Raw genomic sequence first — 26,858 nt, forward strand, 5'->3', positions numbered from 1 at the left:
CCGCCCCTCGACGCTAGGCACCGCCGCACCCGCTGCGGCAGGACCGGAAGCGTCACCACCGCTGACCCCAGCGCTCATCGGGGTTACCGTCGAAGCCATGGGGAGGCCGACGGTCACCGTGCACCACGTGCGCGCCGTGCTCGCGGGGGCGCGGCGCGGCGGCTTCGACCTGGTGCCGCTGCTCCAGGAGGCGCAGATCCCGCCGCTGCTGCTCGGCGACGACCGGGCGCGGATCACGCCGGCGCAGTTCGCGCGCCTCTTCCGGGCCCTGTACCGCACCACTCAGGACGAGTTCCTGGGCCTGTCCACCGTGCCGAGCCGGCCGGGGACCTTCGCGATGATGTGCCACGCCTGCCTGGGCTCCCGGGACCTGGGGGCGGCGGTGGAGCGGGCCGCGGTCTTCTACGGGCTGTTCCCGGGCGGGCCGGAGCTGGCGCTGGAAGTGGAGGACGGGCAGGCCCGGTTCACGGTGCGCGAGGACTTCGAGGGTGACGAGGAGCGGTTCCTCACCGAGTGCGTGCTCGCGATCTGGCACCGGCTCAGCAGCTGGCTGGTGGGGCGCCGGATCCCCCTCGCGCACGCGGCCTTCGCGTATCCGGCGCCGCCGCACGCGGACGAGTACGACGCGCTCTTCGGCTGCCCGGTCCGCTTCGGCGCCGGGCGGACGGGCGCCGCCTTCGATGCGCACTGGCTGACCGCACCCCTCGTACGGGACGAGCCCGAGCTCGACGCGATGCTGCGCCGGGCCCCCTTCGACCTGCTCTCGCGCCCCGCGTACGGGACCACGGTCGCGGAGCAGGTGCGCCGGAGCCTGACGCGGCGGCTGCGTGAGTCGCCGCGGCTTCCGGAGCTGGGGGAGGTCGCGGCGCGCCTCGCGGTGTCTCCGGCCACCCTGCGGCGCCGGCTCCGGGAGGAGGGGACTTCCTTCCAGCAGCTCAAGGACCACGTCCGGCGGGACGCGGCGATCGCGGGGCTGGCCGAGAGCGGGGAGCCGATCGCCGAACTCGCCGCCCGCCTCGGCTTCTCGGAGGACACCGCCTTCCACCGCGCCTTCCGCCGCTGGACGGGCACCACCCCGGGGGCGTACCGGATCGCGTCCGGGGGGTAGTGCGGGGCGCGCCGGGTCCGCGGGGTGTGCGCCCGCACTCCGTTGACCACGGAAAGTGATCGCCCCAATACTCGGCGTGGCGAACGCCCGGCCGGGCTTCGCCGACGCATTCGCCGATGAAGAGGTGGGACTCATGGGCATCCTGACGGGCCGGGACGACGGGGCGCGGCCGGCGCCGGGGCGGCGGGCCGTACTGGGCCGGGCGCTGGGCCTGGCGGCGGCGGGTCTGGGCGCCGCCGTGGCGGTGGGGGCCACGGCTCCCGCCGCGTACGCGTCGGCCCGCGCGAACCAGAACAACTGGCGGTTCTGCACCAAGTGCTTCGGCCTGTTCTTCCGCGGCTATCCCACGGACGGCGCCTGCCCGGCGGGCGGCGGCCACGACTCGGCCGGCTACGACTTCAACATCCCGCACGACATCCCCGAGACGCCGACCGCCCAGCACAACTGGCGCTTCTGCACGAAGTGCTACGGGATGTTCTTCTGGGGCTACCCGGACAACGGCCGCTGTCCCGCCGGAAACGCCCACGCGGCGGCGGGGTACGACTTCGTCCTGCCGCACGACATCCCCGCGACCGCGAAATCGCAGCGCGACTGGCGGTTCTGCCCCAAGTGCTACGGGCTCTACTTCTACGGCTATCCCACCAACGGCCGCTGCCCGGCGGGCGACGCCCACAGCGTGGCGGGCTACGACTTCGTCCTGCCCTTCCTGTAGGCCCGGCCACGGCTCCGCGCGCGGCCGAGCGCGCCGGTGGGCCGGTGGGCCGGTGGGCCGGTGGGCCGGTGGGCCCGCGCGGGCCCACCGCCGAATTCGTTCGCCGCACGGTCGGCCCGCCCGGTACAACGGCCCGATGGGTACCTGGACCGACGCCTTCTTCGCCCCCGCCGAGCCGGGGCTGCTGCTCCCGCGCGAGGACTTCGGGCGGCTCCTGCTCGCCCTGGGGCGGGAGCGGGTGGTGCGGATGCCCTGGGTGCTGCTCGCCGGCCGGCTGTGCGCGAACGCGAGCCTCAACTGGGGCAGCGTCAGCGGAGAGGCCAGCGGGAACCGGGAGGCCGGGCCGGGCACCGTGCTGCGGACCGGGGAACCCTTCCCGGAGAACGTGGACGACGACCCGCCGCCCTGGGGCGACTCCCACGAGGAGGCGCGGGTGCTGGCGCGCGGGGAGTCGATGGACGGCCTGACGGCGGCCCTGCGGACGGCTCCGTACGGCACCGAGGACATCTCCGTCGCCTTCGCCGGTGTGGACTTCGCCAACCCGGCGGTCAAGGACTGGTTCTGGTGGGACGACCCCCGCACGACGGTCGTCTGCTACGCCTTGGCGAGCCCGCAGGAGCGGCCGCTGAAGGCGGAGTTCTACGGGATCCCGCGCGGCCGGACCCATCGGGTGCGCACCTGCCTGGTCCACACGTACAAGATCGTCTCGGGATCCGGGCCGGTGCCGGCCATCGCCTCCGTGGCTGCCCGGCACTTCGGGCCGGATCCGGTCACGGGCGCGACGCGCGACTGAGGGGCGTCGCGGGCGCGGCGCGGCGCGGGCGAGGCGCGGCGCGGGCGGGTGGGAGTCCCGCGCGGGCGGGTGGGAGTCCGGGGCAGGCGGGTGGGATTCCGGGTCAGGCGGGTGCGCGTCCCGGTCAGGCGGGTGGGATTCCGGGGCAGGCGGGTGCGCGTCCCGGTCAGGCGGGTGGGAGTCCGGGTCAGGCGGGTGCGCGTCCCGGTCAGGCGGGTGGGAGTCCGGGCCAGGAAAGGTGAGCTGCCCGGTCAGCCACATCCCGACCGGTCGGTCACTACCTTCGCTTCACCCACCCCCACACGGACCCCCGGGAGAGCCGCCCATGCGCATCCGAAGCACCGGCACCGCCCTGGCCGCCGTGGCCGCCCTGGCCGTTTCGGCCTGGATCCCCGCCGCCACCGCCACGGCCGCCGACGGCGGAGCCGCCGCCCGCCCCGGCGACATCGTCTCCAGCGCCCCGTCCGCCTTCCATCCGCTGCCCGGTCAGCCCACCGGCACCAAGGCCTGGAAGGTCCACTACCGCTCGACCACCGCCGACGGCGCCCCGAACGTGGTCTCGGGCACCGTCATCGTCCCGCAGGACGGCCGCACCGGCCCCCGCCCGCTGATCACCTACGCCGTCGGCACCGTGGGCATGGGCGACTCCTGCGCCCCGAGCGAGAACCTGCCGAACGGCACCGCGATGGAGGCCAACCTCATCCAGCAGTACACCCTGCGCGGCTGGGCGGTGGTCGTCACCGACTACGAGGGCCTCGGCACCCCGGGCGTCCACACCTACACCGTCGGCCCCTCGGCGGGCCACGCCGTCCTCGACGCCGCCCGCGCCGCGATCCGGCTGCCGGAGGCCGGGCTGGGGGCGGACGCCCCGGTCGGGATCATCGGCTACTCGCAGGGCGGGCAGGCCAGTGGCTGGGCGGCCGAGCTGCAGGGCTCGTACGCCCCGGAGCTGAAGGTGAAGGGCACGGCGACCGGCGGGGTCCCGGCGGACCTGATGAAGGTGGCGGCCTCCGACAACGGCTCCTTCGGATCCGGCCTGATCTTCATGGCGGCGGCCGGGCAGGACGCGGCCTTCCCGGAGCTGGGGCTCGACTCCTACCTCAACCCGGAGGGCCGGGCCCTCGTCGCAGGGATGAAGGAGAACTGCGTCGCCGTCGACGCGATCGCCGGCTCCTTCAAGCGGATCTCCGACCTCACCACGCACGACCCGCTCGCGCAGCCGGACTGGCGGGCCCGCCTGGAGCAGAGCCGGCTCGGCGGGACGGCCCCGGCCGCGCCGGTGTACCAGTACCACGCGCTCGGCGACGAGCTCATCCCGTACGCCGTGGGCCGGCAGCTGCGCTCCGAGTGGTGCGCGAGGGGCGCGGACGTGCAGTGGGACACCGTCTGGGTGGGTGAGCACGTCAGCGGGGTGATCACCCGCTCCCCGGAGGTCGGGAACTGGATGGCGGACCGCTTCGCGGGTCGCGCCACGCACCCGAACTGCTAGCCGCCGCGCGGCGGGACCCGCCGTCCGCCCCGCCGGGGGTCACTCCCCGGCGGGGCAGGCGCGCGTTCCGTGCGGGAGGCGGCCGTCGGTGAGGAAGGCGTCCACGTGGCCGCGTACGCAGGCGGAGGTCCCGTAGCCGGTGTGTCCGTCGCCCTTGTGGTCCACGATCACGGCCGAGCCCAGCCGGCGGGCCGTCTCCTCGGTCCACTCGTACGGGGTCGCCGGGTCGCCGCGGGTGCCGACGAGCAGCATGCGCGGGGCGCCGGGGTGGTCGATCCGGCGGATGAAGTCGGTGCCGGCGGGGCGTCCGTAGCAGGCCAGTACGGTTCCCAGCTGGCCCGGCCCGAAGATCTCCGACACCGCGCGGAACTCCGGCTCCAGGTCCCGGATCTCCCGCTCGATGGCCGCCGGGCCGGCCCGGTCGTCGCTGCGGTCGGGGTCGTCGGCGCAGTTCACGGCGGTGAGGGCGGCCTCGGCGTTGTCGGCGGGGACCGTGGCGGGACCTTCGCCCGCGTCGGGCGACGGGCCGGTGGGGCCGCCGAGCTGCATCAGCCCGACGGGGTCGTGCCGCCGCTCTGCCAGGGCGAGGGCGTCGGCGAGGGCGGGCCAGGCGGCCGGCGCGTACAGGGCGCCGGCGATGGCGTCGACCGCGTCCTGTCCGGTGAACCAGGAGCCGTCGTCCCCGACGAGCGGGTTCCGGTCGAGCCGCGCGACGAGGTGGTCGACCCGTTCCTTGGCGGTTCGGGTGCTGGTGCCGTAGACGCAGCCCGGACGGTGGGCGCACCAGGTGAGGAAACGGTCGAGGGCGCGCTGGCGGCCGCGCGCCGAGGCGAGGGCCTGTTCGACGAGGGGTTCGCTGAGGGTGTCGACCCCGTCGAGGACCATCCGGCCGGTGCGGTGCGGGAACAGGGCGGCGTAGACGGCGCCGAGCCGGGTGCCGTAGGAGAAGCCGAGGTAGTTGAGCTTCTTGTCGCCGAGCGCCCGGCGGATGGCCTCCATGTCGCGGGCCACCTGGACGGTGCCGACGTACGGGAGCACGGGTCCGGAGTGCAGGGCGCAGCGGCGGGCCACGGCGCGCAGGGCGGCGAGCTGGGAGGCGGCGTCGGCCGGGACACCGTCGCCGACCTCCTGGGAGCCGCCGCAGGAGACGGGTTCGCTGAGGCCGACGCCGCGGGGGTCGAAGGTGACGAGGTCGTAGCGCTCGCCGAGCTTCACGAAGGTCTCGGGGTCGGCGGCGAGGGAGGCGGTCCCGCGTCCCCCGGGGCCGCCGAAGTTCAGCAGCAGCGAGCCGAGGGGGTGCCGGCCGGGGGCGGTGGCCGGGATCCGGGCGAGGGCCACCCGGATGGTGCCCTTGGCGGGGTCGTCGTGGTCGAGGGGGACGGTCACGGACCCGCACGTCATGCCGTCGGGCACGGGCTTGTCGGGGCAATCCCCCCACCGTATGGGCCCCGGGGCGGGGGACGGGGTGCCGGATCCGCTCCCGGAGCCGGGGCCGGGGCCCGCGCCGAGGGCGGAGGCCAGCACGACCGCACAGACCGCGGCGGCCCCGCGCGTACGCAGCCGGGCCCGTACGGGGGCACGGAGGCGGCCGGGCGCGTCGGCAGGCGGGCGCCCGGCCACATCGTTACGGGCACGGCCGGCCACATCGGTACGGGCACGGCCGGCCACATCGTTACGGGTACGGCCGGGCGCGTCGGTATGGGAACGGCCGGGGCCGTGGGAGCGGGTACGGCGGTGGGAACGGTGCACGACACCCTCCTCGGGTGATCCCCCGGACCGGTCAGCCCAGCTCACCCTAAGCGCGCCCCGCCCCTCCCGCCCCTCGGCCGCCGCCGGAGGGGTTACCCCCGGCCGGGGCCCGGCTCACCGCTCCCTGCGGTACAGCTCCTCGATCTCCCGCTCGTAGTCCCGCGCGACAGCGCCCCGCTTGAGCTTCATCGACGGCGTCAGGTGCCCCCGCTCCTCGGTGAAGTCCCCCGGCAGGACCGCGAAGCGGCGTATCGATTCGGCCCGCGAGACCAGCGCGTTCGCCTCGTCGACGGCCCGCTGGAGGTCGGCGAGCAGGGCCTCGTCGGTGAGCAGCTCGCGGATCGGCACTCCCTGCTTCTTGTGCATCTGCCGCCAGTGCGCCAGCCCGTCCGGTTCGAGGGTGATCAGGGCGGTGACGTACGGCCGGTTGTCGCCGACGACCATGCACTGCCCGACCAGCGGATGGGCGCGGAGCCAGTCCTCCAGGGGGGCGGGGGCGACGTTCTTGCCGCCGGAGGTGATGATCACGTCCTTCTTGCGGCCGGTGATGGTGAGGTACCCGTCCGCGTCGAGCTCGCCGATGTCCCCGGTGGCCAGCCAGCCGCCGGGCTGCTGCGCGGYGACGTTCCAGTAGCCGGCGAAGACGTGCGCCCCGCGCAACAGCACCTCCCCGTCGTCGGCGATGCGCACCGCCGTCCCCGGCAGCGGCCAGCCGACCGTGCCGAGCCGGGGGCGCAGCGGCGGGGTGACCGTGGCGGCCGCGGTCGTCTCGGTGAGCCCGTAGCCCTCGAAGACCTCGATCCCGGCGCCCGTGTAGAAGGCGGCGAGGCGTCGGCCGAGGGGGGAGCCGCCGCTGAGGACGTAGCGGACGCGGCCGCCGAGGGCGGCGCGGACGCGGCGGTAGACGAGCGGGTCGTACAGGGCGTGCGCGGCCCGCGTGCCCATGGGGGGCCGTCTGCCCTCGCTCTGCGCCTCGCCCACGCTCTGGGCGATGCGGGAGGCCCGGTCGAAGGAGGCGCCCTTGCCCATCTTCTCGGCGGTGGCGCGGGCGGTGTTGTAGACCTTCTCCAGGACGTAGGGGATGGCCAGCAGGAAGGTCGGCTGGAAGCCGGCGAGGTCGGCGAGGAGGTCCTCGGTGGCGATGCTCGGCGCGTGTCCGAGTCTGACGCGGGCCCGCAGGCAGCCGACGGCGACCATCCGCCCGAAGATGTGGGACAGCGGGAGGAAGAGCAGGGTGGAGGCCGGGTCCTCGCTGACCGACTTGAACACGGGGTGCAGCAGCTCCACCGCGTTGTCGACCTCGGCGTAGAAGTTGGCGTGGGTCAGCACGCATCCCTTGGGCTGCCCGGTGGTGCCGGAGGTGTAGACGAGCGTGGCGACGGACTGCGGCGCACGGGTGGACCTGCGGGCGTGCACGATCGCGTCGGGCAGGTGCTCCCCGGCCTTGACGAGCCGGGCGACCGCCCCGGTGTCGAACTCCCACAGGTGCGCGAGCCGGGGCAGGTTGCCGCGTTCGGCGCTGATGATGCGGGCCTGCGCGGTGTCCTCGACGGCGCAGGCCACGGCCCCGGAGTCGTGGATGATCCAGCGCGCCTGGAGGGCCGAGGAGGTGGGGTAGATCGGTACGGTCACCAGCCCGGCGGCCCAGCCGGCGAAGTCCAGCAGCGTCCACTCGTAGGTGGTCCGGGCCATGATCGCGAGCCGGTCGCCCTCCTGGAGGCCCTCGGCGATGAGCCCCTTGGCGACGGCGAGCACCTCGCGGGCGAACTCGGCGGCGGTGACGTCGCGCCAGGTGCCGTCGGGCTCCTTGCGGGCGAGCACGGGCTCGTGCGGGGCTTGGCGGGCGTTCTCGAAGGGGAGGTCCCCGAGCGAGCCGCTCACCGGCATCCCGGCGAGGGCGGGGACCGCCGCCTCGCGCACCACCCCGGCGACGGTGGTCTTGACGGGCTCGACCGGTTTCGGCTCGGCTTCCACGGCTGTTCTCCTCGGTCGTTCCGGGGTTACCGCCGGTAATCTAGGCATGGGAGATCGCGCCCGGCCACCCCCCGGACGGCTTCTTCACCCACCTCCCACCCCCTGCCCACACCCACCGGGGAGAATCGGCACCCCGCCCCCGTCCCTCCCGGAGACCACCGTGGCCCGCGCCGTCCCGCCCCGCCTGCTGCACCTGGACCGCACGCTCGACGAGCTCGACGGTCCCCCGTGGCCACCCGCCCCCGAGCCCACGACCTCCCTGGTCGCCCGCTGCCACGCGCTGCGCCGCCGGCCGCTGGGGACCCTGGCCCCGGCGGACCTCCGCACCCTGATCACCCAGGACATCGCCCTCCCCTTCCTCCTCCCGCTCGCCGTCCCCCTCCTGTTGGAGGACCCCCTGCTGGACGCGTACTTCTACGAAGGCGACCTGCTGCACGCCACCCTCACCCGGCCCGCGGCCGCCTGGGCCCTCGTCCCCGATCTGGCAGCCCTCCTCGCGGCGGCCGTGGCCCTCCTGCCCACCACCCCCGAGCGGGCGGACTTCGTCGCGGCCCACGGTCGGTAACCACCTGGCAACAGCCCCTCGGAACACCTGCGTCGACCCACCCCCACCGGGCAGAATCCCCGCGGGGGCCCGGTCGACGGCTTCCGCGTTCCCGTCCACCGTGAGGAGTCCGCCGGTGTCTCCGCAGGAAATCCAGTTACCGCTCACCCCCCAGCAGGCCGCCGAGGGCACGGTCGTCACCGTCCCCCTGCCCAACGGCACGGCCCGCCTGCGCATACCGCCGTCCCGCGACGGCGACCTGGTCCGCGCCCGCTTCGGCGAGAACGAGGTGCTGCTCCGGGTCCGGGTCACAGCGACGGGGGCGCCGCCCGCACCGCCCGCACCGCCGAAGAAGTCGAGCCCGCTGGGCTGCCTGCTCGCGCTGGGCGTCGTGGCGGCCGTGATCATCGCCATCGTCGTGACGAACGACGGCAAGGACGACGGCTCGAAGAACACGGCCTCCGGCACCTCGACGCACTCCAGCTCGACCACCCCGTACCCGACCCCCACCTACACCTACACGCCGCCGACCTCGGCGCCCACCCTCCCCGCCCTCCCCACCCTCCCGGCGCTCCCGCTCCCCACCCCCACCACGGAGGCCCCCACCCCCTTCGACAAGGGCACCTGCCTCAACGGCCGGCTCCCGGACTCGGAGACGGCCCAGCGGGTGGACGACGTCAAGGAGGTCTCCTGCTCGGCGTCGGACGCGCACTACAAGGTGATCCAGAGGTTCCCGTTCTCCTCGGACATGGAGCAGTGCAAGAGCAACCCCGACACGGAGTACGCCTTCTCGTACCGCTACACGCTCAACGGAAGCGTCATCAACCAGTACGTGTACTGCCTGATCGGCCTCGGCTCCTACTCCCGCTCCTGACGTCCGGCGTTCCCCTCGACCCGCCGCCAGGCCCAGGCGACGGAGGTGACGACGAACGCCGCACCGGCCGACCCGACGAGCTCGGGCACGGCGGCGGCCGGTACGTCCCGCACCCCTCGGGCAACTGCGCGGCGGCGACCTGGACGGAACTCCCTTGCATACGGCTCTCCTTCACGACTTCACGAAGGGGTCCGGCGCGACCGCGCCGGACCGGACGTGAGGAGACCTTGCGCCGCCCGCCCCCTGGCCCCCSCCCCCTGGCCCCAACCTGCACCACGCCTTCGCCCACGAAGGCGGCGGCCTCCGACCCGGAGGCGAACGTCCGCCGCCATGCGGCCGACGGACTCGCGGAGGGCCGGCCCGGCGACCCGGCCGCCCGGGACACCGTGCTGCGGTTCGCGGACGATCAGCCCTGGCCCCGCCGGCCCGCCACCGAGTTCAGCAGCGCGGCCCCCCGCTCCGCGTCGTTCACGCTGACCGCGAAGTCGCGGCCCTTCGCGCGGATGACCAGGCATTCGCCGCCCCGCAGCATCACCGTCGTGCCCAGGCCGTTGATGCGGTAGCCCCAGCCGCCCGCCCGGGACGGGGTGCGGTTTTCCGTGCGGGCCGATTCGATGTCGCGCGCCGCCCAGCGCCGGACCGGCAGCCCCAGCGGGCCGAAGGCCACCTCCAGGCCGTCACCCGTCACCCGCGCCCGGACCGACGAGCAGAGCAGCACGGCCAGGGCGGCGGAGCCGGTCGACGCGACCAGCCCCCACACCGCCGCGTCGGCCAGCCCGGCCAGGGCCGACAGCGCGCCGGCCACCGCCACCAGGCCCAGCACGGCACTGGTCAGCCGGAGCCACGGGTTGCTCTCGCGGGAGAGCCAGACGAGCCGTTCGCCGTCCGGGATCTCCATCCGGGGCCCGGTGGCGGGAGGCTGCGCCCCGGCCTCGCCCCGGCGGCCCGCCAGCGCCCCGCCGAGCGCCGCCAGTACGGCCGCCACCGCGACCCCCACGAGCCACGCCGTCACCGACCCGGCCTGCCGCCAGTCCGCCCGGTCCAGGTTGGCCCGTACGAGCGCGGCCTGGCCGCCGGCCAGCCCCACCCCGGCGCCGGCCAGCGTGGCCGCGACCCAGCCGCCGCCCGGCCCCGCGAACCGCCGGCCGAGGACGACGCCCGCCACGAGGACCGCCCAGATCAGCGCCGGGAACAGCGTCGCCGCCCACAGCGGCATCGAGCCGTCGGGGCCTCCGGAGCCCGCCGACCAGTGCGTGGCCAGCCGGTCCGGCAGCCGCCCGCTCGCGGCCACCGGCATCCCCACCAGCAACACCAGCACCCCCGCGGCCCCTCCGGCCACGCCCCACCCCGTCCACTGCTTCACGGCAACTCCCTGATCATCTCGATGAGATCGGCCTTGCTGTACCCGAGCCGCGCCCCGTCCTCCACCAGTCCGCGTACGCGGTCCAGCAGCCCCGAGCGCCCGCCCGCCCCCTCCGCGACGGTCACCCCGCGGCCCCGCCGGAACTCCAGCAGCCCCTCGTCGCGCAGGACGCGCAACGCCCGCAGGACGGTGTTGGCATTGACCCCGAGCGCCCCCGCGAGGTCCCGCGCGGGCGGGATCCGGTCTCCGGGCGCGCATTCGCCGTCGGCGATGGCGCGCCGGAGGGCTCCCGCCACCTGTTCGTGGAGGGGACGTGGGTCCGCGGTGTTCAGCCTCAGCAACATGGTGCTAGTGAACATAGCACCATCGCCACCACCCGGCCAGACACGCCGACGGCCGGACGGCGGGTTTCCGGGATTGTCGGCGGCCGGACATAAGGTGATCTTCGTAGCGGTGGGAAGTTCCACCGCCCAAGAAAAACGGGGTAGTTGTGACCATTTCTCGTCTTTCCGCGCTGCGCACCGCAGTGCTCGGGGCCGCCGGTTCGGCCCTGCTCGTCGGCGCGATGACCGTGCCCGCCCACGCCGACGGCTCCTACACCGTCGTCCTGCGCAACGGCGCGAGCGGCAAGTGCCTGGAGGTTCCCGGCGGCAACTTCGACAACGGCGCGCCCGTGCAGCAGTGGGACTGCAACGGCGGCAGCAACCAGAAGTGGACCGTCATCTACGGCAACGGCTACTCGCAGATCGTCAACGTGAGCACCAAGAAGTGCCTTGAGATCGCGGACTGGAGCAAGAGCAACGGCGCCGTGGCCCGTCAGTGGGACTGCCACGGCGGCGCCAACCAGCAGTGGGTCGTCGCCGGCATCGACCAGGCCGGGCAGACCCAGCTCCGCAACAAGAACAGCTGGATGGTCCTGGACGACCCGGGTTCCAGCCCCTACAACGGCCAGCAGATGATCCAGTGGCCCGAGAAGCGCGGGGCCGCGAACCAGGCCTGGACCGTCGGCTACCGGTAGCCGCGAGCCGCGCCGAGGCGCACCCAGGCGCACCGAGGCGTCCCCGCCCCAGGGCGGGGGCGCCTTCCCCCSCACCCCCCGGCGCGAATCTCCGTGGACAGCCTCCGCCCAGTCGGCCGATAGTGCCGCTCATGAGTTCTCTCGTGCGCCACGTGACCTTCGACTGCTCCGACGCCTACGCCCTGGCCCGCTTCTGGGCCGACGCCCTGGACGGCTCCCTCGCCGACGACGACCACCCGGGCGACCCGGAAGCGCTGGTGACCGCGCCCGGCACCGCCCTCCTCTTCATCACCGTGACGGACACCAAGACCGTCAAGAACCGGGTGCACCTGGACCTCCAGCCACAGGACCGCACCCGCGACGAGGAAGTGGAACGTCTCCTCTCCCTCGGCGCCACCGTCGCGGGCGACCACCGCAACCCGGACGGCACCGGCTGGGTGACCATGACGGACCCCGAGGGCAACGAGTTCTGCGTCGAACGCAGCGCCGCCGAGCGGAAGGCCTGAGCGCAGGCCGGAGCGGAAGGCCTCACCGGCCGCCCCGCCCTCGCCCCTGCCCCCGCGACCTGCCGGAACTGCCCTGCCGGACCTCCCGGCCCACGCGGCCGCTGCTTCTTCGGGCAGCCCTTCCCGCAGGCACCCGCCACCCGCCGGAAGGGGCCGCGAACCGCCCCTAGGGTGAACGGGCGTACGGGAACCGACCGACCAACGGTTCCCGACGTTGCACCGAAGGGGCTGTTCCAGCATGAAGAAGTTGAAGGCCGTCGTCCTCGCGGTCGCCGCCGTCGCCGGACTGACCGTCGCCGCCACACCGGCACAGGCGTCCACGTGCGAGGCGGGCGGCGGAGGCCTCTACATCTGCGAGTACGGGGTCACCAAGCACGCGCTCCCGGGCGGCGAGAAGGAACAGTTCCTCGTCGGCACCGACAACGCGATGTGGACGCGCTTCACCACGGCCGGCAAGTGGAGCGGCTGGGTCTCCCTCGGCGGCCCGGTCAAGAGCAAGATCTCGATCCAGGAGCGCCCCGACCCCGACCACCCGTACGCGATCACCATCTACGCCACGGGCCGGTGGGACAAGGCCTGGGGCCAGACCCGGCTGGCGCCGGGGCTGGACTGGACCCCGTTCGACTGCCTGAAGTGCCCCGAGGCCGAGTAGGAACGGCCGGGCCACGGCGGACGTGCCCCCCATCCGGCAGTCTGGAGCCATGAGGCCCTGGAACACCGCCACCGAACGCGCCCTGCGGGGTCTGCTCAACGAGTGGGACCCGATCGGTGTCGCCGACGCGGTCGCCGACGAGTACGACTGCCTGCTCGCCCCTCTGCTCGGGCGGCTGTGCAAGGGCGCCGACCGGGCGGAGATCGAGGCGTTCCTCCGGCACGAACTGGAGGACCACTTCGGCATCAGTCCCGCACTCCAGCGCACCGACGCCGTGGCGGGCCGCGTGCTCGACTGGTGGGCGTCCGCGCGTCCCGTGCCGGGAGACGGACCACAACCCATGCCCTGACGTGCGGTCAGGACGACCGGCGTGCGGGGGAACCGGCCGGCCGGCGGCTCCCCCGCACATCACCGAAGGACACATGCGCACCATGAAGAAGATCAAGGCGGTCGTTCTCGCGGCCGTGGCCGTAGCCGGACTGACCCTGGCCGCCGCACCCGCGGCGCAGGCGTCCCCGTGCGAAGCGGGGGGCGGGGGCCTCTACATCTGCGAGTACGGGGTCACCGACCACGCGCTCCCGGGCGGCCACAAGGAACAGTTCATCGTCGGCACCGACAACGCGATGTGGACGCGCCACACCATGGACGGCAAGTGGAGCGGCTGGGTCCCCCTCGGCGGCGTGTTCCAGGGCAGGATCTACGTCCAGGAACGGCCCGAACCCGATCACCCGTACGCGGTCATCGTCTACGGCGCGGGCCCGGGAGGTAAGGCCTGGGGCACGAAGCGGCTGGCCCCGGGCCTGAAGTGGACCCCGTTCTTCTGCCTGCAGTGCGGCGGGTAGGAGCGGGCCGCTACGCCGCGTTCGCGACCGTCGGCCCCCCGGTGGGCGGGCAGTCGCGGCAGCGGCCGGGGGCCGGGGCGCGGAAGGCGCGTTCGCAGCCGTCGCAGGTCTGGAACGGATCGGGCCGCCGGGCCTGCGGCGCGGGGGCCGGGGCCGTCGGCATCCGCGGCGGGATCCCGGCCCGCAAGCGGTACCCGATCACCGCGGCCGGACTGCGCATGTCGGCGGGCAGGTCCCCGGTGAGCGCGTACCGTACCGCCTCCGGATCGGCGCCCCGGTCCAGCCAGGCGGTCACCCCCGGCGCGAGCTGCCGTACGTCGCGCTCCGCGAGCAGCAGCCGGGGGTCGTCGACCCGCAGCCTGGCGAGCAGGTCGACGGCCTCCTGCCGGACGGGGACCGGGGCCTCCGGCGCTTCTACGGGTACGGGTTCGGGGGCCGCCACCGATGTGGGCGCGGGCTCCGGAGCGGGCCCGGACTGCGGCTCCGCCACCGGCGCGGCCACGGCCACGGCCACGGCCATGGACTCCCGCACGGGCCCCGGCTCCGGGGCCGGCTCCGGTACGGGTGCGCGGTCCGGCGGCGGCGGATTCGGCGGGTCGGGGTGCGTGCCGGGCGTCCGGGGCCGGTTGTAGGACACGGTCCGGGTCGCCAGCCGCCCGCCCTCGGTCCGTACGCGGCTGCGCTTCAGGTACCCGTGGGCCTCCAGCTCCCGCAGGCCGGCGGCGATCCGGATCTCCCCCTCGGGGAACCGGCGGGCGAGCGGCTTGATGCCGACCTCGGCCCCGGCGGGCAGCGACTGGATGTGGAGCGCGAGGCCGATCGCGACGAGCGACAACGCCCGGTGCTGGGCAAGGTGGTTGCCCACCACGGTGTAGTGATCGGTGTGCTGCACGTTGACGTGGACGACACCTGAAGAGGCGGTTCCGGCGCGATGCCGGGACGCGGCGCGCGAGGGCGCGCTAGGGTGCTCAAGAGCCATTGGGAAGGGCTGTCTTCCTAGTTGGTCAGGCCCTCGCCCGGGATGCCAGTCCCGGCGGGGGCCGTCTCATGTCTGATGTTGTGGGGCGAGCATATGCCCGCCAACCATCCAGAAATCCAGCCGAGTTGGCACAGTTCACCCGTGTGAGTGAGCGGGGAGCCGGAGGGGTGGGTTGGTTGGATTTACCTCGGTACTTAGGTAGGTAGACGTCGAGGATCGCCGGGTCCCGGCCACCCGCGTCACGGCTCCCGCCCCTCACCGGGAAGGTCCAGTTCCACCCACACCGCCTTGCACGGCGACGGCCCCTCCTCGACCCCCCACCGGTCGGCCACCGCTGCCACCACCACCAGCCCCCGCCCACCCTCCGAGCCGGGGTCCGCGTCGCGGGCACACGGGATCCGGCTCTCCAGGTGATGCCGGCTGACCGCGAGGTACACGCCGGGATGGACGGCGGGATCGAAGTACTCAAGTTCGAGAACGGTACGGCGGTGGGCCGCTCGGAAGGGGCGTTCGCGGGGCGTCCGGTCTCCGATCCGAGGCAGCTCCGGATCCTCGAACTGCGCTATGGCATGATCCGAGCCCAAGCGCTGGCACCCTTGGAGCCTCGGGACTTCATCGAAGAACCGCTGGGAGAAACGTGATCCACAACCCCGGGTTCGACTGGTTCAAGAGCAGCTACAGCAGCGGCAGCGAAGGCGACTCCTGCGTCGAAGTGGCGAACGCCCCAGCCGCAATCCACGTCCGCGACTCCAAGGACACCACGCTGCCCCACCTCACCTTCACCCCCCACGCCTGGACCGGCTTCCTCCCGCACGCCTCCGCCCGCTGAAGCCCCCGGCCCGCCACCCCACAGGGGAACGGCGGCCGGGACGGCGGTACACAGCCTGCGGCTCCGCTTCGTCCCGCTCCGCGTGCAACCGTCCGGGCCCCACGGCGGTCATGATCACCGTGAAGACCTCGTTCCCCGGGCAGACCTCCGGCGAGGCACGGTTCCGGCAGGTCGTCGGGCCCGTGCTCGTGCCCGCGCACCTGCTCCACGCCGCCGTCGTCTGCGTCGCGCTCGGCGCCGTCGCCTCGGCCCGGCCGGCGGGGCTGTTCTGAGCCCGCGCCGCGAGTCGATCGACCTGCCCGCCGACCAGGGGTGCCTGCGGTGGGTGCTGGGCCTCCCCTTGGTCCTCTTCTGCTACCTGCCCGCCGCGTACTTCTGTTACGGCGCGCTGGTGTTGCAGCCCGGCTACCCGGGCGACCGCATGCGCGACGACGCCCGGCTGCTGGCCGGGATCAGCGTCGGCCTGTGCTTCGCCGGGCTGCTGCTCACCGCCGCGCCCCTCTTCCACCGCACGCTGGGCCGCTGGTGGTACGCGGGGCCCTACCTCCTCGCGACGCTGGCGTTCCTGCGTTGGCAGACCCTTTGAGCCCCCGCCCGCCGCCGCCCACCGAGATCTTTCGAGATTTTCTTCCCCAGCTCCGTCCAAACACGGTTCCCTAGGCCTCACCCGTTGCGACCGGCCCACCCCGGGCGGTCGTGAGGAGGACCAGGATGACGAGCTTCCCGCCCTCTGCCACGCCCTGTCTGAACTGCGCGGCCCCCGTCGACCTGCTGGACGCGGAGCCCCCCGCCGGGGACGGGCCGGCGGAGTACCTCGACTCGACACGCTGGTGCGGGCGCTGCATGCGCTACCTGGACGACTGGGACCGGTTCTTCCTGCTCTACCAGCCGCGGTTGCGCAGCTTCTGCCTGCGCAAGCTCCAGGGGTTCATGCCCAACGAGGACTTCCGGCAGGTCGCGGAGGACATCGTCCAGGAGACGATGATCATCGCGTACCGGCACTTCGATCGGTGGGACCGGCCGGAGCGGGCGATCTGGCGCACGGCCCGCAACGAGATCAGCGAGCGGTGCTCGGCCTACCGCATGGTGACCGCGGACGGCTTCCCCCTCACCATCCGGCACGTCTCCCCCACCCGCCCCGAGGACTTCGGCTTCCCCCCGGCCGCGGATCCGGCCGAGGCGGTCATCGGCAAGGTCACCCTCTACTCCGCCCTCTCCCGACTGCCCCGCCCCCAACAGGAGGCGCTCCTCGTCCACACGGCGCTCCAGGTCCCCGCGGCAGCGGCGGGAGTCCTGCTCGCAAGGCCGGCGTCGACGGTCAAGACACATGCGCAGAGCGGTCGAAAGACCCTGCGGGAAGCCGTGGCCAAGGGCGCACTCGTCATCCTGCCCGGCGCCGCCCTCGTGGGGCTGTACAAGATCCTGGAGCAGGTCCCCTTCGAGGCCGCCGCCAGCGGCGGCCTCGACCTGCTCACCCGGCCCGACGTCTACCCGGTGGTGGCGGCGGCCGCGGCCAGGTACGGCATCGGGTACCTCCGCGACCGGTACCTGCGCGCCCGGTACCAGAGCCGGCCCGACGCCCCCGACACCGCTGACGCAACCGGAGCCCGCATCCGGACCACCCTCCGGGACCGCCGCACCTACGACAAGGAGCGTCACCGCGGCGCGCTCTGACGGCACCGGGCCCGCCGGGCCCGCCGAACCCGCCGGCCCTGCCGGTCCCTTCGCGAACGCCGCTGCCCCCGCCCGGACGGGGGCGGGGGCAGCGGGCAGGGTGCCGGACGTCGCCGGACGGGCCTCAGGCCGCGACGGGGACCTTCGCCGGCTCGGCGGCGGCCGGGGCGGCGGCGGGCTCGTCGAGCGGGGAGGACGAAGCGGCGGCGTACGCCTCCTTGTCCAGGATCCCCTCACGGGCCGAGACGAGGACCGGGACGAGCGCCTGGCCGGCCACGTTGGTGGCGGTGCGCATCATGTCGAGGATCGGGTCGATCGCCATCAGCAGGCCGACGCCGGCCAGCGGCAGGCCCAGCGTGGAGAGGGTGAGGGTCAGCATCACGGTCGCGCCGGTGAGGCCGGCCGTGGCGGCGGAGCCGACGACCGAGACGAACGCGATGAGCAGGTACTCCTTGATGCCCAGCTGCACGTCGAAGATGTTGGCGATGAAGATCGCGGCGAGCGCCGGGTAGATCGCGGCGCAGCCGTCCATCTTGGTCGTGGCGCCGAACGGGACGGCGAAGGAGGCGTACTCCTTCGGGACGCCGAGGCGCTCGGTGACCTTCTGGGTGACCGGCATGGTGCCGACCGAGGAGCGGGAGACGAAGGCGAGCTGGATCGCGGGCCAGGCGCCCTTGAAGAACTGGACGGGGTTGACCTTGGCGACCGTCGCGAGGAGCAGCGGGTAGACGCCGAACATCACCAGGGCGCAGCCGATGTAGATGTCGGCGGTGAAGGTGGCGTACTTGCCGATCAGGTCCCAGCCGTAGCTCGCGATGGCGGTGCCGATGAGGCCGACGGTGCCGATCGGGGCGAGGCGGATGACCCACCACAGGGCCTTCTGGAGGAGTTCCAGGACGGACTCGGCCAGGTTCAGGACGGGCTGGGCCTTGCCGCCGAGCTGGAGGGCGGCGATGCCGGCGACGGCGGCGAGGAAGACGATCTGAAGGACGTTCAGCTCGGTGAAGGGCGTGATGATGTCCTTCGGCACGATGCCGGTCAGGAAGTCGATCCAGGAGCCGTGCCGCTTGGGCTCCTTGCCGTCGGCCGGGGTGAGGCCGGTGCCGGCGCCCGGGTCGGTCAGCAGGCCGATGGCCAGGCCGATGGCGACCGCGATCAGCGAGGTGATCATGAACCAGAGCAGCGTGCGGGTGGCGAGCCGCGCGGCGTTGTTCACCTTGCGGAGGTTGGTGATGGACACCAGGATCGCGAAGAAGACGAGGGGTGCGACGGCCAGCTTCAGCAGCTGGATGAAGATGTCGCCGACCTGTTCGAGGGTGGTCTTGAGCCAGCTGATGTCCTGGCTGCGGGCGAGCCAGCCGAACAGGACGCCGAACGCGAGGCCGGCGACTATCTGGGCCCAGAACGGGAACTTGAACGAGGCCTTGGCGGGAGCCTGGGCCTGGGGGGACGCGGACACGGGCACTCTCCGGGGGTGACGCACGGGGGGAGGCGGAAGGTTTCTGCGGGGGATGCGGTGCGGCAGCAGCCGGAAAGGGGTCGGGCCGGCCGGGGACCGCTGCTGTATCGATTCGGCTCGACGGGGCGAGGGGAATCAGCGGCAACAGCAACAGGCCGCGGACACGCGGCGGCAGAGGTCGACGTGCAGGCGTGACACGAGCGGGACGCTCACGGTCATCGGGTGCGCTGCGACGGTCAACATGTTGAACACGCTAACACTTCTCCTTTGAGAATCTCAAAGGAGTACTTTGGGTCGGGCTCGCGCGGGACCGGAGCGCGCCTCCCCGGAAACGCCGAAGCCCCAGCGGACCAGGGGGTGTTCCCGGTGCTGGGGCGGTTCGGTGCGGTTCGGTGGAGTTCGGCGCTTTCGCTGTGTGAGGAAGCCCACGGGCTCCCGTCAGTTCACGCGGGCGGCGTCGTCGGCCGCGTCCTCCTGGCTGCGGTTCGCGGCGAGCTTGTCCTTCGCACCCGCGACGCGTCCCGCGATCTGCTGGGACATCTCGTCACGCTGCTTGCGCAGCAGGATGAAGGAGAGCGGGGCGGAGATCACCAGGGCGAGCAGCACGACCCAGGCGGGGTTCGCGTCGCCCAGACCGGCGGGCACCCAGCCCACGTTGACCAGGACGGCGACGAGGACCAGGCATCCGACGAAGATGCCCAGGCGCATCGCGGTGTAGCGGATCGTCGCGCTCGGCTTGAGGGACACGGTGACCCCTTCTCTCTCGTCGTCTACGGCGGCACGTGCCACACCAGTGAAGCACGCCGGGCCCCCGATCCGGCCCGCCGGGGTCACCCGCCGGACTCCCCCGCCGGTCAGTGCAGCGGCAGCAGCATGGTGATGTCGTCGCGGTCGTCGCCCGGGGCCACCCGGATGGCGTCGGGGACGCGGCCGACCTCCTTGTAGCCGCACGCCGCGTAGAAGTGCTCCAGCCCGAGGCCCCCGCGGCAGGAGAGGCGGATGGCCTCGATCCCTTCCAGCGAGCGCGCCGCCTCGGCGAGGGCGGCCATCAGCTCCCGGCCGGCGCCGCGGCCCTGGAGGGCGGGGCCGACCATGACGGTGTACGCCCAGACCCAGTGCGTCTGCAACCGGTGCGTGTTGAGGGCGAGGAACGCGGCGGCCGCGACCCGGCCCCGCTCGTCGTGCCCCACCAGCAGCCGGTGGCGGCCCTCGGCCATGGCGGCGAGGTGCTTGACCAGCTCCGGCCGAATGACGTCGCGGGTGACGGGCGGTACGAAGCCGACCGCGCCGCCCGCGTTGGAGACCTCGGTCCACAGCTCGGCGATGCCGTCGCGCAGGGCGGCATCGACCACCGGGTCGAAGGTAAACGTAAGGGTCATACCTGAATAGTAGTCATTACCGACTCTCCCGGGCAACGCAAAAGCCCCGGTCCGTCGGGGACCGGGGCTCATCACGCGCGGGAGCGGAGCCTCAGACGCGCATCGCCTGCGGGGTCTCGCGCAGGCCGGCGTCGGGACCGGGGTACTCGCGGATCACCTCGTAGCGCGTGTTGCGTTCGACCGGGCGGAAGCCCGCCTCGCGGATCAGCTCCAGGAGGTCGTCGCGGCCCAGCTTGTTCGGGGTGCCGTAGTTGTCCGCGTCGTGCGTGATCTTGTACTCGACGACCGATCCGTCCATGTCGTCCGCACCGTGCTGCAGCGCGAGCTGGGCGGTCTGCACGCCGTGCATCACCCAGAAGACCTTCACGTGCGGCACGTTGTCGAAGAGCAGGCGCGAGACCGCGAAGGTCTTGAGGGCCTCGGCGCCGGTCGCCATCGTCGTGCGCGCCTGGAGCTTGTTGCGGACCTTGCCGTCCTGCATGTCCACGAAGTCGTGCTGGTAGCGCAGCGGGATGAAGACCTGGAAGCCGCCGGTCTCGTCCTGGAGCTCGCGCAGCCGCAGCACGTGGTCCACGCGGTGGCGCGGCTCCTCGATGTGCCCGTAGAGCATGGTGCTCGGGGTCTTGAGACCCTTCTCGTGCGCCAGGCGGTGGATGCGCGACCAGTCTTCCCAGTGGGTGCGGTGGTCCACGATGTGCTGGCGGACCTCCCAGTCGAAGATCTCCGCACCGCCGCCGGTGAGCGACTCCAGCCCGGCCTCGATCAGCTCGTCGAGGATCTCGGAGGCCGAGAGGCCGGAGATCGTCTCGAAGTGGTGGATCTCGGTGGCCGTGAACGCCTTCAGCGAGACGTTCGGCAGCGCCTCCTTGAGGGCGGACAGCGAACGCGGGTAGTACCGCCACGGCAGCGTGGGGTGCAGGCCGTTGACGATGTGCAGCTCGGTGAGGTTCTCGTTCTCCATGGCCTTGGCCAGGCGGACGGCTTCCTCGATGCGCATCGTGTACGCGTCCTTCTCGCCCGGCTTGCGCTGGAACGAGCAGTACGCGCACGAGGCGGTGCAGACGTTCGTCATGTTGAGGTGGCGGTTGACGTTGAAGTGGACGACGTCACCGTTCTTGCGCGTGCGCACCTCGTGGGCGAGACCGCCCAGCCAGGCCAGGTCGTCCGACCCGTAGAGGGCGATGCCGTCCTCACGCGTCAGCCGCTCGCCGGAGCGGACCTTCTCCTCCAGCTCGCGCTTGAGCCCAGCGTCCATGCCGGTGTCTCCTCTATGTGTCCCGTCCTGCGTGCAACCGCCACCCACCGTACTCTCAGCCCTCCTCGGGCAGCTCCCCGACCCGGTTCTCCCACTTCGTGGAGAGCACGATGGTGGTGCGGGTGCGCGAGACGCCCTTGGTGCCGGAGAGCTTCCGGATGATCTTCTCCAGGCCGTCGACGTCGCTGGCGCGGACCTTGAGCATGAAGGAGTCGTCGCCGGCGATGAACCAGCAGTCCTCGATCTCCGCCAGGTCGCGCAGCCGACGCGCCACGTCCTCGTGGTCCGCGGCGTCGGAGAGGGAGATGCCGATCAGCGCGGTGACGCCGAGCCCGAGCGAGGCCGAGTCCACGGTCGCGCGGTAGCCGGTGATCACACCGGCCGTCTCCAGACGGTTGATGCGGTCGGTGACGCTGGGGCCGGAGAGGCCCACGAGACGGCCCAGCTCCGCGTACGAGGCACGACCGTTCTCGCGAAGTGCCTGGATGAGCTGCCTGTCCACCGTGTCCATTACGTGGAGCCTTCCATTATTCGGCGTTACTGCAAGTCTAGGTATAGAATCAAAGGCACACAGGGTCAACACCCTGTGAATCTTTCAACAGATCAATGACGATCTTCAGGAGTGGTTCACCGTGTACACGATCGAGATGGCCTACGCGCACATGCGACAGCTCCAGGAGCTGGCCAACCGATCCCGCACCGACCAGCCGACCGCCGCGCACCGCGTCGACAAGACCCGTAAGCCGCGCGGCGCCAAGAAGCGCTAGTCACCGGACTGGCCACGGGGGCGGGCGCCGCCAAGCTCCCCCTCCCAACGGCGGTACAGCCGGTGCGGCACACCTGCCGCGTCCAGCACCCGCCCCGCGACGAAATCCACCAGATCCTGGATGTGCGTCGCACCCGCGTAGAACGCCGGAGAGGCGGGCAGCACGATCGCGCCCGCCTCGTCCAGCGCCACCAGATGCTTGAGCGTCTGACCGTTCAGCGGGGTCTCCCGCACCGCGACCACCAGTCGGCGCCGCTCCTTGAGCGTCACGCTCGCGACGCGCTGGAGCAGGTCCTTCGACAGTCCCAGCGCCACCCCGGCCACGCACGCCGTGGACGCGGGGACGATCAGCATCCCCTTCACGGGGTACGAGCCCGAGCTCGGACCGGCTGCCAGGTCACCCGCCCCCCAGTACCGGACGGCGTCCAGATCCGGCACCCGGAAGGTGCCCGGCTTCCCGTCGGCACCCCGGCCCAGCCACTCGGCGAGGTCGTCGCGCCAGTGCGCGTCCCGGAAGGCGATCCCCGTCTCGTCCAGCAGGGTCAGCCGCGAGGCGCGGCTGACCACCAGGTCCACGTCCTCACCCGCCGCCAGCAGCCCGCGGACCACCGCCGCCGCGTACGGCGTCCCGGAGGCCCCGGAAACCCCGACCACCCACGGGGTGCGCTTGCGCTCTGTCATGCCTCCGAGACTATCCGGCCACGGCGCGAAGGCAGTCGGTAAGGTGACCGCACGTCCCAGGGCGTGGGACGGCGCGAGGGGACGTACATGAACACGATGGCCGAAGAGACCTGGTCGCAGACGGACCGGGCGAAGGCCGCGGCCCGTCTGATGCTCGGCTGGGTGGCCCTGTTGTGGGCGATCGAGGCGGTCGACCTCGTCACCGGCCACGCGCTCGACGCGTACGGGATACCCGCCCGCGACCCGGACGGCCTGAGCGGCATCCTCTTCGCGCCCTTCCTGCACTTCGGCTTCGCCCACGTCGCCGCCAACAGCGTCCCGCTGCTGGTCCTCGGCTTCGTGACGGCCCTGTCCGGGATCCGCCGCTTCCTGGCGGTGTGCGCCCTGATCGTGCTGGCCGACGGCATCGGCGTCTGGCTGATCGCGGCGCCGAACACCATGACGGCCGGCGCCTCCGGCCTGGTCTTCGGACTCTTCGGCTACCTGCTCGTCCGCGGCTTCGTGGAACGCCGGGCCCTCGGCATCGCCGTCGCCCTGGGCGTCGCCGCCGTCTGGGGCACCACGATCGTGGCCGGCGTCCTGCCGACCGACACCACCGTCAGCTGGCAGGGCCACCTGTGCGGCCTGGCCGCGGGCATCGCGACGGCCCTGTACTTCCGCCGCCCGCCCCGGGCCTCCTGACGGATCAGCCGGTCGTACCCGGGTCCACGGGGAGCTCCGCGGTCTCGACCGTCAGCTTGCCGATGCCCGCCTCGACGACGACCGCCCCGCCGTACGGGATCACGTCCCGGCCCCGGTAGCCGTCCGGGCCGGGGTTCCACAGGGTCGTGCACTGCGCCCTGTACGGGTCGAAGATCAGGTAGTGCGGGATCCCCCGGCGGGCGTAGGCCCGGTCCTTGACCTCGTAGTCGTTGCGCACGCTGCTGGGCGAGACGACCTCGACGGCCAGCTCGATCAGGTCGGGCGGGTAGGCGCTGAGGTTCTTGTCCGCTTCCACCGCCGGAAGCACGGCGAGGTCGGGGCAGAATTCGTTGTCCCCGTCGAAGGGGACCGCGACATCGCTGATGAAGCCCCACTCCCCCGACAGCTGGGCATCCAGCGCGTTCCACAGCTGCCGGATGGTCCGGGCGTGGTGCGGCTTCAGCGGACTCATCACGATGGCGCCCTCGACAATCTCCATCCGGTAGCCCGGGAACATGTCCTCGAACCGGCTGAGCTGCGAGTGCAGGCGGTCGCTCTCCGAGACGGTCACGTCGGCCTCCCTGTCCATGCACTCGATGGTAGGCCGCACGCTACTCAGACCGTCAGACCCCGCACCACCAGATCGGCCAAAGCACACACGAACAGGGCGATGCCGATGAAGCCGTTGACCGTGAAGAAGGCCCGGTTCAGGCGGGACAGGTCGTGCGGCCGCACGATGGTGTGCTCGTAGCAGAAGGCCGCCACGACGACCAGCAGCCCGAACCAGAACACCGGGCCCGCGTCGGTGAGCAGCGCGTACCAGACCAGCAGGGCCGTGGTGACGACGTGGGCACCGCGGGCGCCCCACAGGGCCGCCGGGACCCCGAAGCGGGCCGGGACGGACTTGACGCCCTCCGCCCGGTCCGCGGCCACGTCCTGGCAGCCGAAGATCAGGTCGAAGCCGCCGATCCACACGCCGACGGCGAGGCCGAGGACCACGGCCTCCCAGGACCACTCGCCCGTGACGGCGAGCCAGGCGCCGATCGGCCCCATCGCCTGGGCCAGGCCCAGGATGGCGTGCGGGAAGTTCGTGAACCGCTTGCCGTACGGGTAGACCACCATCGGGACGACGGCGACCGGCGCGAGCGCCAGGCACAGCGGGTTCAGCAGCGCCGCCGAGCCGAGGAACACCACGAGCGCGACCCCGGCCCCGGTCCACGCGGACCGCACGGACACCGCGCCGGTGACCAGCTCGCGCCCCGCGGTGCGCGGGTTGCGGGCGTCGATCTCGCGGTCGATGATCCGGTTCGCGGCCATGGCGAAGGTCCGCAGGCCCACCATGCACACGGTGACGAGCAGCAGCTCCCTCCAGTGCACGCGCCCGTCCAGCCGGGACATCGCGGTGAAGGCGGCGATGTAGGCGAAGGGCAGCGCGAAGACCGAGTGCTCGATCATCACGAGCCGCAGGAAGGCCTTCACCTTGCCGGCGGACCGGGGCGCGGGGCCGGGCCCGAGGACGTCCTCGGCAGCCGATGTCATCCGAGGGACCTCCGGAACTGTTCGAGTTCGGCGCGCAGGTCCGTGATGGACGACGGGCCGATCTCCACCTCCAGCAGGGGCGTTCCCTCGGAGGGCGGCGGGACGACGCTGGCCAGGAAGGCGAAGCCCTCGCCCGCCGGGCGGCCGTCGAGGCGCAGCACGTCGTGCGCGGCGACCGTCAGCACCTCGGTGAACTCGGCGTCAGGGTCGGCGATCGCGGCGAGCAGCCGCTCCGCGAAGGCGCCCGCATCGGCGTCGGAGAGGTCGTTCAGGGCGATCTCCCGCCCCTCGCCGTCGGTGCGGTCGGCGATCAGCTGCCACTGGTCGGACGGGCCGGCGAACTCCTCGGGCGTGACTCCGGCGCGCTTGGCGGCCTCCTTGACCGCCGGCTGGGCCGGGTCGATCGTGGGGCGCACCAGGGCGACGCAGGGGGTGTCGCTGCCGATGAAGAGGGCGGGACCGCCCACGTCGATGGGGCTCACAGGCCGTACTCCTTCCATCGGCGGTCCACGAGGGCCGCCGTCGCGGGATCGGACTCCACCATGTCGGGCCAGCCGCCGTCGCGCGTGTAACCCTCCTCCGGCAGTTTCTTCGTGGCGTCGATGCCCGCCTTGCCGCCCCAGAACTGCTGGTACGAGGCGTGGTCCAGGTGGTCCACCGGTCCCTCGACGACCGTGAGGTCGCGGGAGTAGTCGGTGTTGCCCAGCGCCCGCCAGGACACCTCGTGCAGGTCGTGGACGTCGCAGTCCTTGTCCACCACGATGATCAGCTTGGTCAGCGACATCATGTGGGCGCCCCAGATGGCGTGCATGACCTTCTGCGCGTGCTTGGGGTACTTCTTGTCGATCGAGACGATCGCGCAGTTGTGGAAGCCGCCCGACTCGGGCAGGTGGTAGTCCACGATGTCCGGCACGATGATCTTGAGGAGCGGCAGGAAGAAGCGCTCCGTCGCGCGGCCCAGCGGACCGTCCTCGGTCGGCGGCCGGCCGACCACGATGGACTGCAGCAGCGGACGCTTGCGCATCGTCACGCAGTCGATCTTCAGTGCGGGGAAGGGCTCCTGCGGGGTGTAGAAACCGGTGTGGTCGCCGAAGGGGCCCTCGGGCAGCATCTCGCCCGGCTCCAGCCAGCCCTCGACCACGACCTCGGCGTTGGCCGGGACCTGGAGCGGGACCGTCTTGCAGTCGACCATCTCGATCCGCTTGCCCGCGACGAACCCGGCGAAGAGGTACTCGTCGATGTCGCCCGGCAGCGGCGCGGTCGACGCGTACGTCACGGCGGGCGGGCAGCCGAAGGCGATCGCGACCGGCAGCCGCTCGCCGCGCGCGGCGGCCACGGCGTAGTGGTTGCGGCTGTCCTTGTGGATCTGCCAGTGCATGCCGATGGTGCGCTTGTCGTGGCGCTGGAGACGGTAGAGGCCGAGGTTGCGCACGCCCGTCTCGGGGTGCTTGGTGTGGGTGAGACCCAGGTTGAAGAAGGAGCCGCCGTCCTTGGGCCAGGTGAAGAGGGCCGGCAGCTGGTCCAGGTCCACGTCGTCGCCGGTGAGGACGACCTCCTGGACGGGCGCGGACTCGCCCTTCACCTTCCTCGGCGGGACGTGCACCATCGAGCCGAGCTTGCCGAAGGCCTCGCGGACGCCGATGAAGCCCTGGGGCAGCTCGGGCTTCAGCAGGCCGCCGATCTTCTCGCTGATCTCGCCGTACGACTTCAGGCCGAGGGCCTTGAGCAGGCGCCGGTCGGTCCCGAAGACGTTCATGGCGAGCGGCATCGCCGAGCCCTTGACGTTCTCGAAGAGCAGGGCCGGGCCGCCGGCCTTGTTCACTCTGTCGACGATCTCCCCGACCTCCAGGTACGGGTCGACTTCGGCCTTGATGCGCTTGAGGTCGCCCTCCCGCTCCAGAGCCCGGAGCAGCGAGCGGAGATCGTCGTAAGCCATGGGGCCCAGTATCCGTCACCAACTACCCTGGGGACGTCACCGGGGCCCGACGCGGG

The 26,858-nt window shown here is 72.7% G+C and carries 34 protein-coding genes and 1 pseudogene; 18 read left to right on the forward strand and 17 right to left on the reverse strand.

Going from position 1 to position 26,858, the window contains the following annotated elements; genetic code table 11:
* Positions 1-97 precede the first annotated feature (97 nt).
* The 4 genes from AB4039_RS13540 (at position 98) to AB4039_RS13555 (ending at position 4,102) form a co-directional block, all read left to right on the forward strand.
* Complete coding sequence (locus AB4039_RS13540) at positions 98-1,108, forward strand: AraC family transcriptional regulator (protein WP_442270819.1); 1,011 nt, start codon at positions 98-100, stop codon at positions 1,106-1,108.
* 55 nt (positions 1,109-1,163) lie between these two features.
* Positions 1,164-1,820 (forward strand): hypothetical protein, encoded by a 657-nt coding sequence (locus AB4039_RS13545; RefSeq protein WP_442270820.1) that lies wholly within the window; start codon positions 1,164-1,166, stop codon positions 1,818-1,820.
* 136 nt (positions 1,821-1,956) lie between these two features.
* Entirely contained in the window at positions 1,957-2,613 is a 657-nt protein-coding gene (locus tag AB4039_RS13550) for a hypothetical protein (RefSeq protein ID WP_266839677.1), read from the forward strand.
* Between the two features lie 325 nt (positions 2,614-2,938).
* Positions 2,939-4,102, forward strand: coding sequence for a lipase family protein (locus AB4039_RS13555; RefSeq protein WP_442270821.1), 1,164 nt, complete (start codon positions 2,939-2,941; stop codon positions 4,100-4,102).
* 39 nt (positions 4,103-4,141) lie between these two features.
* Here the strand turns inward: AB4039_RS13555 and AB4039_RS13560 are convergent, their stop codons facing one another.
* Both AB4039_RS13560 and AB4039_RS13565 read right to left on the reverse strand, forming a co-directional pair.
* On the reverse strand, positions 4,142-5,488 hold the full coding sequence (locus AB4039_RS13560) for an alpha/beta hydrolase (RefSeq protein WP_266839679.1): 1,347 nt from the start codon (positions 5,486-5,488) through the stop codon (positions 4,142-4,144).
* A gap of 477 nt (positions 5,489-5,965) precedes the next feature.
* Complete coding sequence (locus AB4039_RS13565) at positions 5,966-7,873, reverse strand: AMP-dependent synthetase/ligase (protein ID WP_442270822.1); 1,908 nt, start codon at positions 7,871-7,873, stop codon at positions 5,966-5,968.
* Positions 7,874-7,985: 112 nt separating this feature from the next.
* On the opposite strand from AB4039_RS13565, the gene AB4039_RS13570 reads away from it, so the two are divergent.
* Together AB4039_RS13570 and AB4039_RS13575 are read left to right on the forward strand one after the other, a co-directional pair.
* Entirely contained in the window at positions 7,986-8,390 is a 405-nt protein-coding gene (locus AB4039_RS13570; RefSeq protein WP_266839681.1) for a contact-dependent growth inhibition system immunity protein, read from the forward strand.
* Between the two features lie 115 nt (positions 8,391-8,505).
* The gene (locus tag AB4039_RS13575) at positions 8,506-9,243 is read left to right on the forward strand and encodes an LppU/SCO3897 family protein (RefSeq protein ID WP_442270823.1); all 738 of its coding nucleotides are present in this window, start codon (positions 8,506-8,508) and stop codon (positions 9,241-9,243) included.
* On the opposite strand, the gene AB4039_RS13580 is transcribed toward AB4039_RS13575, so the two are convergent.
* The 3 genes from AB4039_RS13580 to AB4039_RS13590 all read right to left on the reverse strand — a co-directional run bounded on the left by AB4039_RS13580 (position 9,228) and on the right by AB4039_RS13590 (position 10,950).
* Positions 9,228-9,356 (reverse strand): hypothetical protein, encoded by a 129-nt coding sequence (locus tag AB4039_RS13580; protein ID WP_442270824.1) that lies wholly within the window; start codon positions 9,354-9,356, stop codon positions 9,228-9,230. The two genes, AB4039_RS13575 and AB4039_RS13580, sit on opposite strands and share 16 nt — an antisense overlap.
* A 293-nt stretch (positions 9,357-9,649) precedes the next feature.
* Positions 9,650-10,606 carry a DUF1648 domain-containing protein gene (locus tag AB4039_RS13585; RefSeq protein WP_442270825.1) on the reverse strand — a complete coding sequence of 319 codons (957 nt, stop codon included), beginning with the start codon at positions 10,604-10,606 and terminating at the stop codon, positions 9,650-9,652.
* Positions 10,603-10,950, reverse strand: a complete 348-nt coding sequence (locus AB4039_RS13590) for a GntR family transcriptional regulator (protein ID WP_266839684.1) — start codon at positions 10,948-10,950, stop codon at positions 10,603-10,605. Before AB4039_RS13590 ends, AB4039_RS13585 begins: the two co-directional genes overlap by 4 nt.
* 146 nt (positions 10,951-11,096) lie before the next feature.
* On the opposite strand from AB4039_RS13590, the gene AB4039_RS13595 reads away from it, so the two are divergent.
* From AB4039_RS13595 to AB4039_RS13615, 5 genes are all read left to right on the forward strand, one after another.
* Complete coding sequence (locus AB4039_RS13595) at positions 11,097-11,624, forward strand: RICIN domain-containing protein (protein WP_266839685.1); 528 nt, start codon at positions 11,097-11,099, stop codon at positions 11,622-11,624.
* A 131-nt stretch (positions 11,625-11,755) separates the two neighbouring features.
* Positions 11,756-12,130, forward strand: a complete 375-nt coding sequence (locus tag AB4039_RS13600) for a VOC family protein (RefSeq protein ID WP_266839686.1) — start codon at positions 11,756-11,758, stop codon at positions 12,128-12,130.
* A 238-nt stretch (positions 12,131-12,368) separates the two neighbouring features.
* Positions 12,369-12,782 (forward strand): hypothetical protein, encoded by a 414-nt coding sequence (locus AB4039_RS13605; protein WP_266839687.1) that lies wholly within the window; start codon positions 12,369-12,371, stop codon positions 12,780-12,782.
* Positions 12,783-12,831: 49 nt separating this feature from the next.
* Positions 12,832-13,131 carry a hypothetical protein gene (locus AB4039_RS13610; RefSeq protein ID WP_266839688.1) on the forward strand — a complete coding sequence of 100 codons (300 nt, stop codon included), beginning with the start codon at positions 12,832-12,834 and terminating at the stop codon, positions 13,129-13,131.
* 73 nt (positions 13,132-13,204) lie between these two features.
* Positions 13,205-13,624, forward strand: a complete 420-nt coding sequence (locus tag AB4039_RS13615; RefSeq protein ID WP_266839689.1) for a hypothetical protein — start codon at positions 13,205-13,207, stop codon at positions 13,622-13,624.
* A 10-nt stretch (positions 13,625-13,634) separates the two neighbouring features.
* On the opposite strand, the gene AB4039_RS13620 is transcribed toward AB4039_RS13615, so the two are convergent.
* The gene (locus tag AB4039_RS13620) at positions 13,635-14,516 is read right to left on the reverse strand and encodes a helix-turn-helix domain-containing protein (protein ID WP_442270826.1); all 882 of its coding nucleotides are present in this window, start codon (positions 14,514-14,516) and stop codon (positions 13,635-13,637) included.
* Between the two features lie 326 nt (positions 14,517-14,842).
* A complete protein-coding gene (locus AB4039_RS13625) occupies positions 14,843-15,040 on the reverse strand; it encodes a hypothetical protein (protein ID WP_442270827.1) in 198 nt (65 codons plus the stop codon).
* Here AB4039_RS13625 and AB4039_RS13630 point away from each other — a divergent pair.
* The 5 genes and pseudogenes from AB4039_RS13630 to AB4039_RS13650 form a co-directional block, all read left to right on the forward strand.
* Positions 14,996-15,244 (forward strand): annotated as a pseudogene (locus tag AB4039_RS13630) (Scr1 family TA system antitoxin-like transcriptional regulator); the annotation flags it as partial. The gene AB4039_RS13625 and the pseudogene AB4039_RS13630 overlap by 45 nt on opposite strands.
* Positions 15,241-15,432 (forward strand): DUF397 domain-containing protein, encoded by a 192-nt coding sequence (locus tag AB4039_RS13635; RefSeq protein WP_371678090.1) that lies wholly within the window; start codon positions 15,241-15,243, stop codon positions 15,430-15,432. The pseudogene AB4039_RS13630 and the gene AB4039_RS13635, both read left to right, overlap by 4 nt.
* 110 nt (positions 15,433-15,542) lie before the next feature.
* On the forward strand, positions 15,543-15,704 hold the full coding sequence (locus AB4039_RS13640) for a hypothetical protein (protein ID WP_266839692.1): 162 nt from the start codon (positions 15,543-15,545) through the stop codon (positions 15,702-15,704).
* Between the two features lie 53 nt (positions 15,705-15,757).
* Positions 15,758-16,018, forward strand: a complete 261-nt coding sequence (locus AB4039_RS13645; RefSeq protein ID WP_266839693.1) for a hypothetical protein — start codon at positions 15,758-15,760, stop codon at positions 16,016-16,018.
* 125 nt (positions 16,019-16,143) lie between these two features.
* A complete protein-coding gene (locus tag AB4039_RS13650) occupies positions 16,144-17,106 on the forward strand; it encodes an RNA polymerase sigma factor (RefSeq protein ID WP_442270828.1) in 963 nt (320 codons plus the stop codon).
* A gap of 124 nt (positions 17,107-17,230) precedes the next feature.
* Here the strand turns inward: AB4039_RS13650 and AB4039_RS13655 are convergent, their stop codons facing one another.
* The 5 genes from AB4039_RS13655 to AB4039_RS13675 all read right to left on the reverse strand — a co-directional run bounded on the left by AB4039_RS13655 (position 17,231) and on the right by AB4039_RS13675 (position 21,710).
* Entirely contained in the window at positions 17,231-18,565 is a 1,335-nt protein-coding gene (locus AB4039_RS13655; RefSeq protein WP_266839695.1) for a dicarboxylate/amino acid:cation symporter, read from the reverse strand.
* 438 nt (positions 18,566-19,003) lie between these two features.
* Positions 19,004-19,273 carry a DUF4229 domain-containing protein gene (locus tag AB4039_RS13660; RefSeq protein ID WP_442270846.1) on the reverse strand — a complete coding sequence of 90 codons (270 nt, stop codon included), beginning with the start codon at positions 19,271-19,273 and terminating at the stop codon, positions 19,004-19,006.
* Positions 19,274-19,419: 146 nt separating this feature from the next.
* Positions 19,420-19,944, reverse strand: a complete 525-nt coding sequence (locus AB4039_RS13665) for a GNAT family N-acetyltransferase (RefSeq protein WP_266839697.1) — start codon at positions 19,942-19,944, stop codon at positions 19,420-19,422.
* A gap of 91 nt (positions 19,945-20,035) precedes the next feature.
* Positions 20,036-21,199 carry an aminofutalosine synthase MqnE gene (mqnE, locus tag AB4039_RS13670; protein ID WP_266839698.1) on the reverse strand — a complete coding sequence of 388 codons (1,164 nt, stop codon included), beginning with the start codon at positions 21,197-21,199 and terminating at the stop codon, positions 20,036-20,038.
* 55 nt (positions 21,200-21,254) lie between these two features.
* Complete coding sequence (locus AB4039_RS13675; RefSeq protein WP_030232075.1) at positions 21,255-21,710, reverse strand: Lrp/AsnC family transcriptional regulator; 456 nt, start codon at positions 21,708-21,710, stop codon at positions 21,255-21,257.
* Positions 21,711-21,831: 121 nt separating this feature from the next.
* Between AB4039_RS13675 and AB4039_RS13680 the strand changes: the two genes are divergently transcribed.
* Positions 21,832-21,966, forward strand: coding sequence for a hypothetical protein (locus AB4039_RS13680; protein ID WP_266839699.1), 135 nt, complete (start codon positions 21,832-21,834; stop codon positions 21,964-21,966).
* On the opposite strand, the gene AB4039_RS13685 is transcribed toward AB4039_RS13680, so the two are convergent.
* On the reverse strand, positions 21,963-22,646 hold the full coding sequence (locus tag AB4039_RS13685; RefSeq protein WP_266839700.1) for a UbiX family flavin prenyltransferase: 684 nt from the start codon (positions 22,644-22,646) through the stop codon (positions 21,963-21,965). The genes AB4039_RS13680 and AB4039_RS13685 overlap by 4 nt on opposite strands.
* A gap of 87 nt (positions 22,647-22,733) precedes the next feature.
* Here AB4039_RS13685 and AB4039_RS13690 point away from each other — a divergent pair, with 87 nt between their 5' ends.
* Positions 22,734-23,327, forward strand: coding sequence for a rhomboid family intramembrane serine protease (locus AB4039_RS13690; RefSeq protein WP_266839701.1), 594 nt, complete (start codon positions 22,734-22,736; stop codon positions 23,325-23,327).
* A gap of 4 nt (positions 23,328-23,331) precedes the next feature.
* On the opposite strand, the gene AB4039_RS13695 is transcribed toward AB4039_RS13690, so the two are convergent.
* From AB4039_RS13695 to AB4039_RS13710, 4 genes are read right to left on the reverse strand one after another with little or no spacing between them, the layout of a single operon-like run.
* On the reverse strand, positions 23,332-23,916 hold the full coding sequence (locus AB4039_RS13695) for a Uma2 family endonuclease (protein WP_442270829.1): 585 nt from the start codon (positions 23,914-23,916) through the stop codon (positions 23,332-23,334).
* 26 nt (positions 23,917-23,942) lie between these two features.
* Positions 23,943-24,866 carry a menaquinone biosynthesis prenyltransferase MqnP gene (gene mqnP, locus AB4039_RS13700; RefSeq protein WP_442270830.1) on the reverse strand — a complete coding sequence of 308 codons (924 nt, stop codon included), beginning with the start codon at positions 24,864-24,866 and terminating at the stop codon, positions 23,943-23,945.
* Positions 24,863-25,348, reverse strand: a complete 486-nt coding sequence (locus tag AB4039_RS13705) for a hypothetical protein (protein ID WP_266839703.1) — start codon at positions 25,346-25,348, stop codon at positions 24,863-24,865. The genes mqnP and AB4039_RS13705 overlap by 4 nt, the downstream gene beginning before the upstream one ends.
* Positions 25,345-26,802, reverse strand: a complete 1,458-nt coding sequence (locus AB4039_RS13710; protein ID WP_266839704.1) for a menaquinone biosynthesis decarboxylase — start codon at positions 26,800-26,802, stop codon at positions 25,345-25,347. Before AB4039_RS13710 ends, AB4039_RS13705 begins: the two co-directional genes overlap by 4 nt.
* Positions 26,803-26,858: the final 56 nt, after the last annotated feature.

Source organism: Streptomyces sp. M-16, assembly GCF_052114405.1.
Taxonomy (GTDB): Bacteria; Actinomycetota; Actinomycetes; order Streptomycetales; family Streptomycetaceae; genus Streptomyces.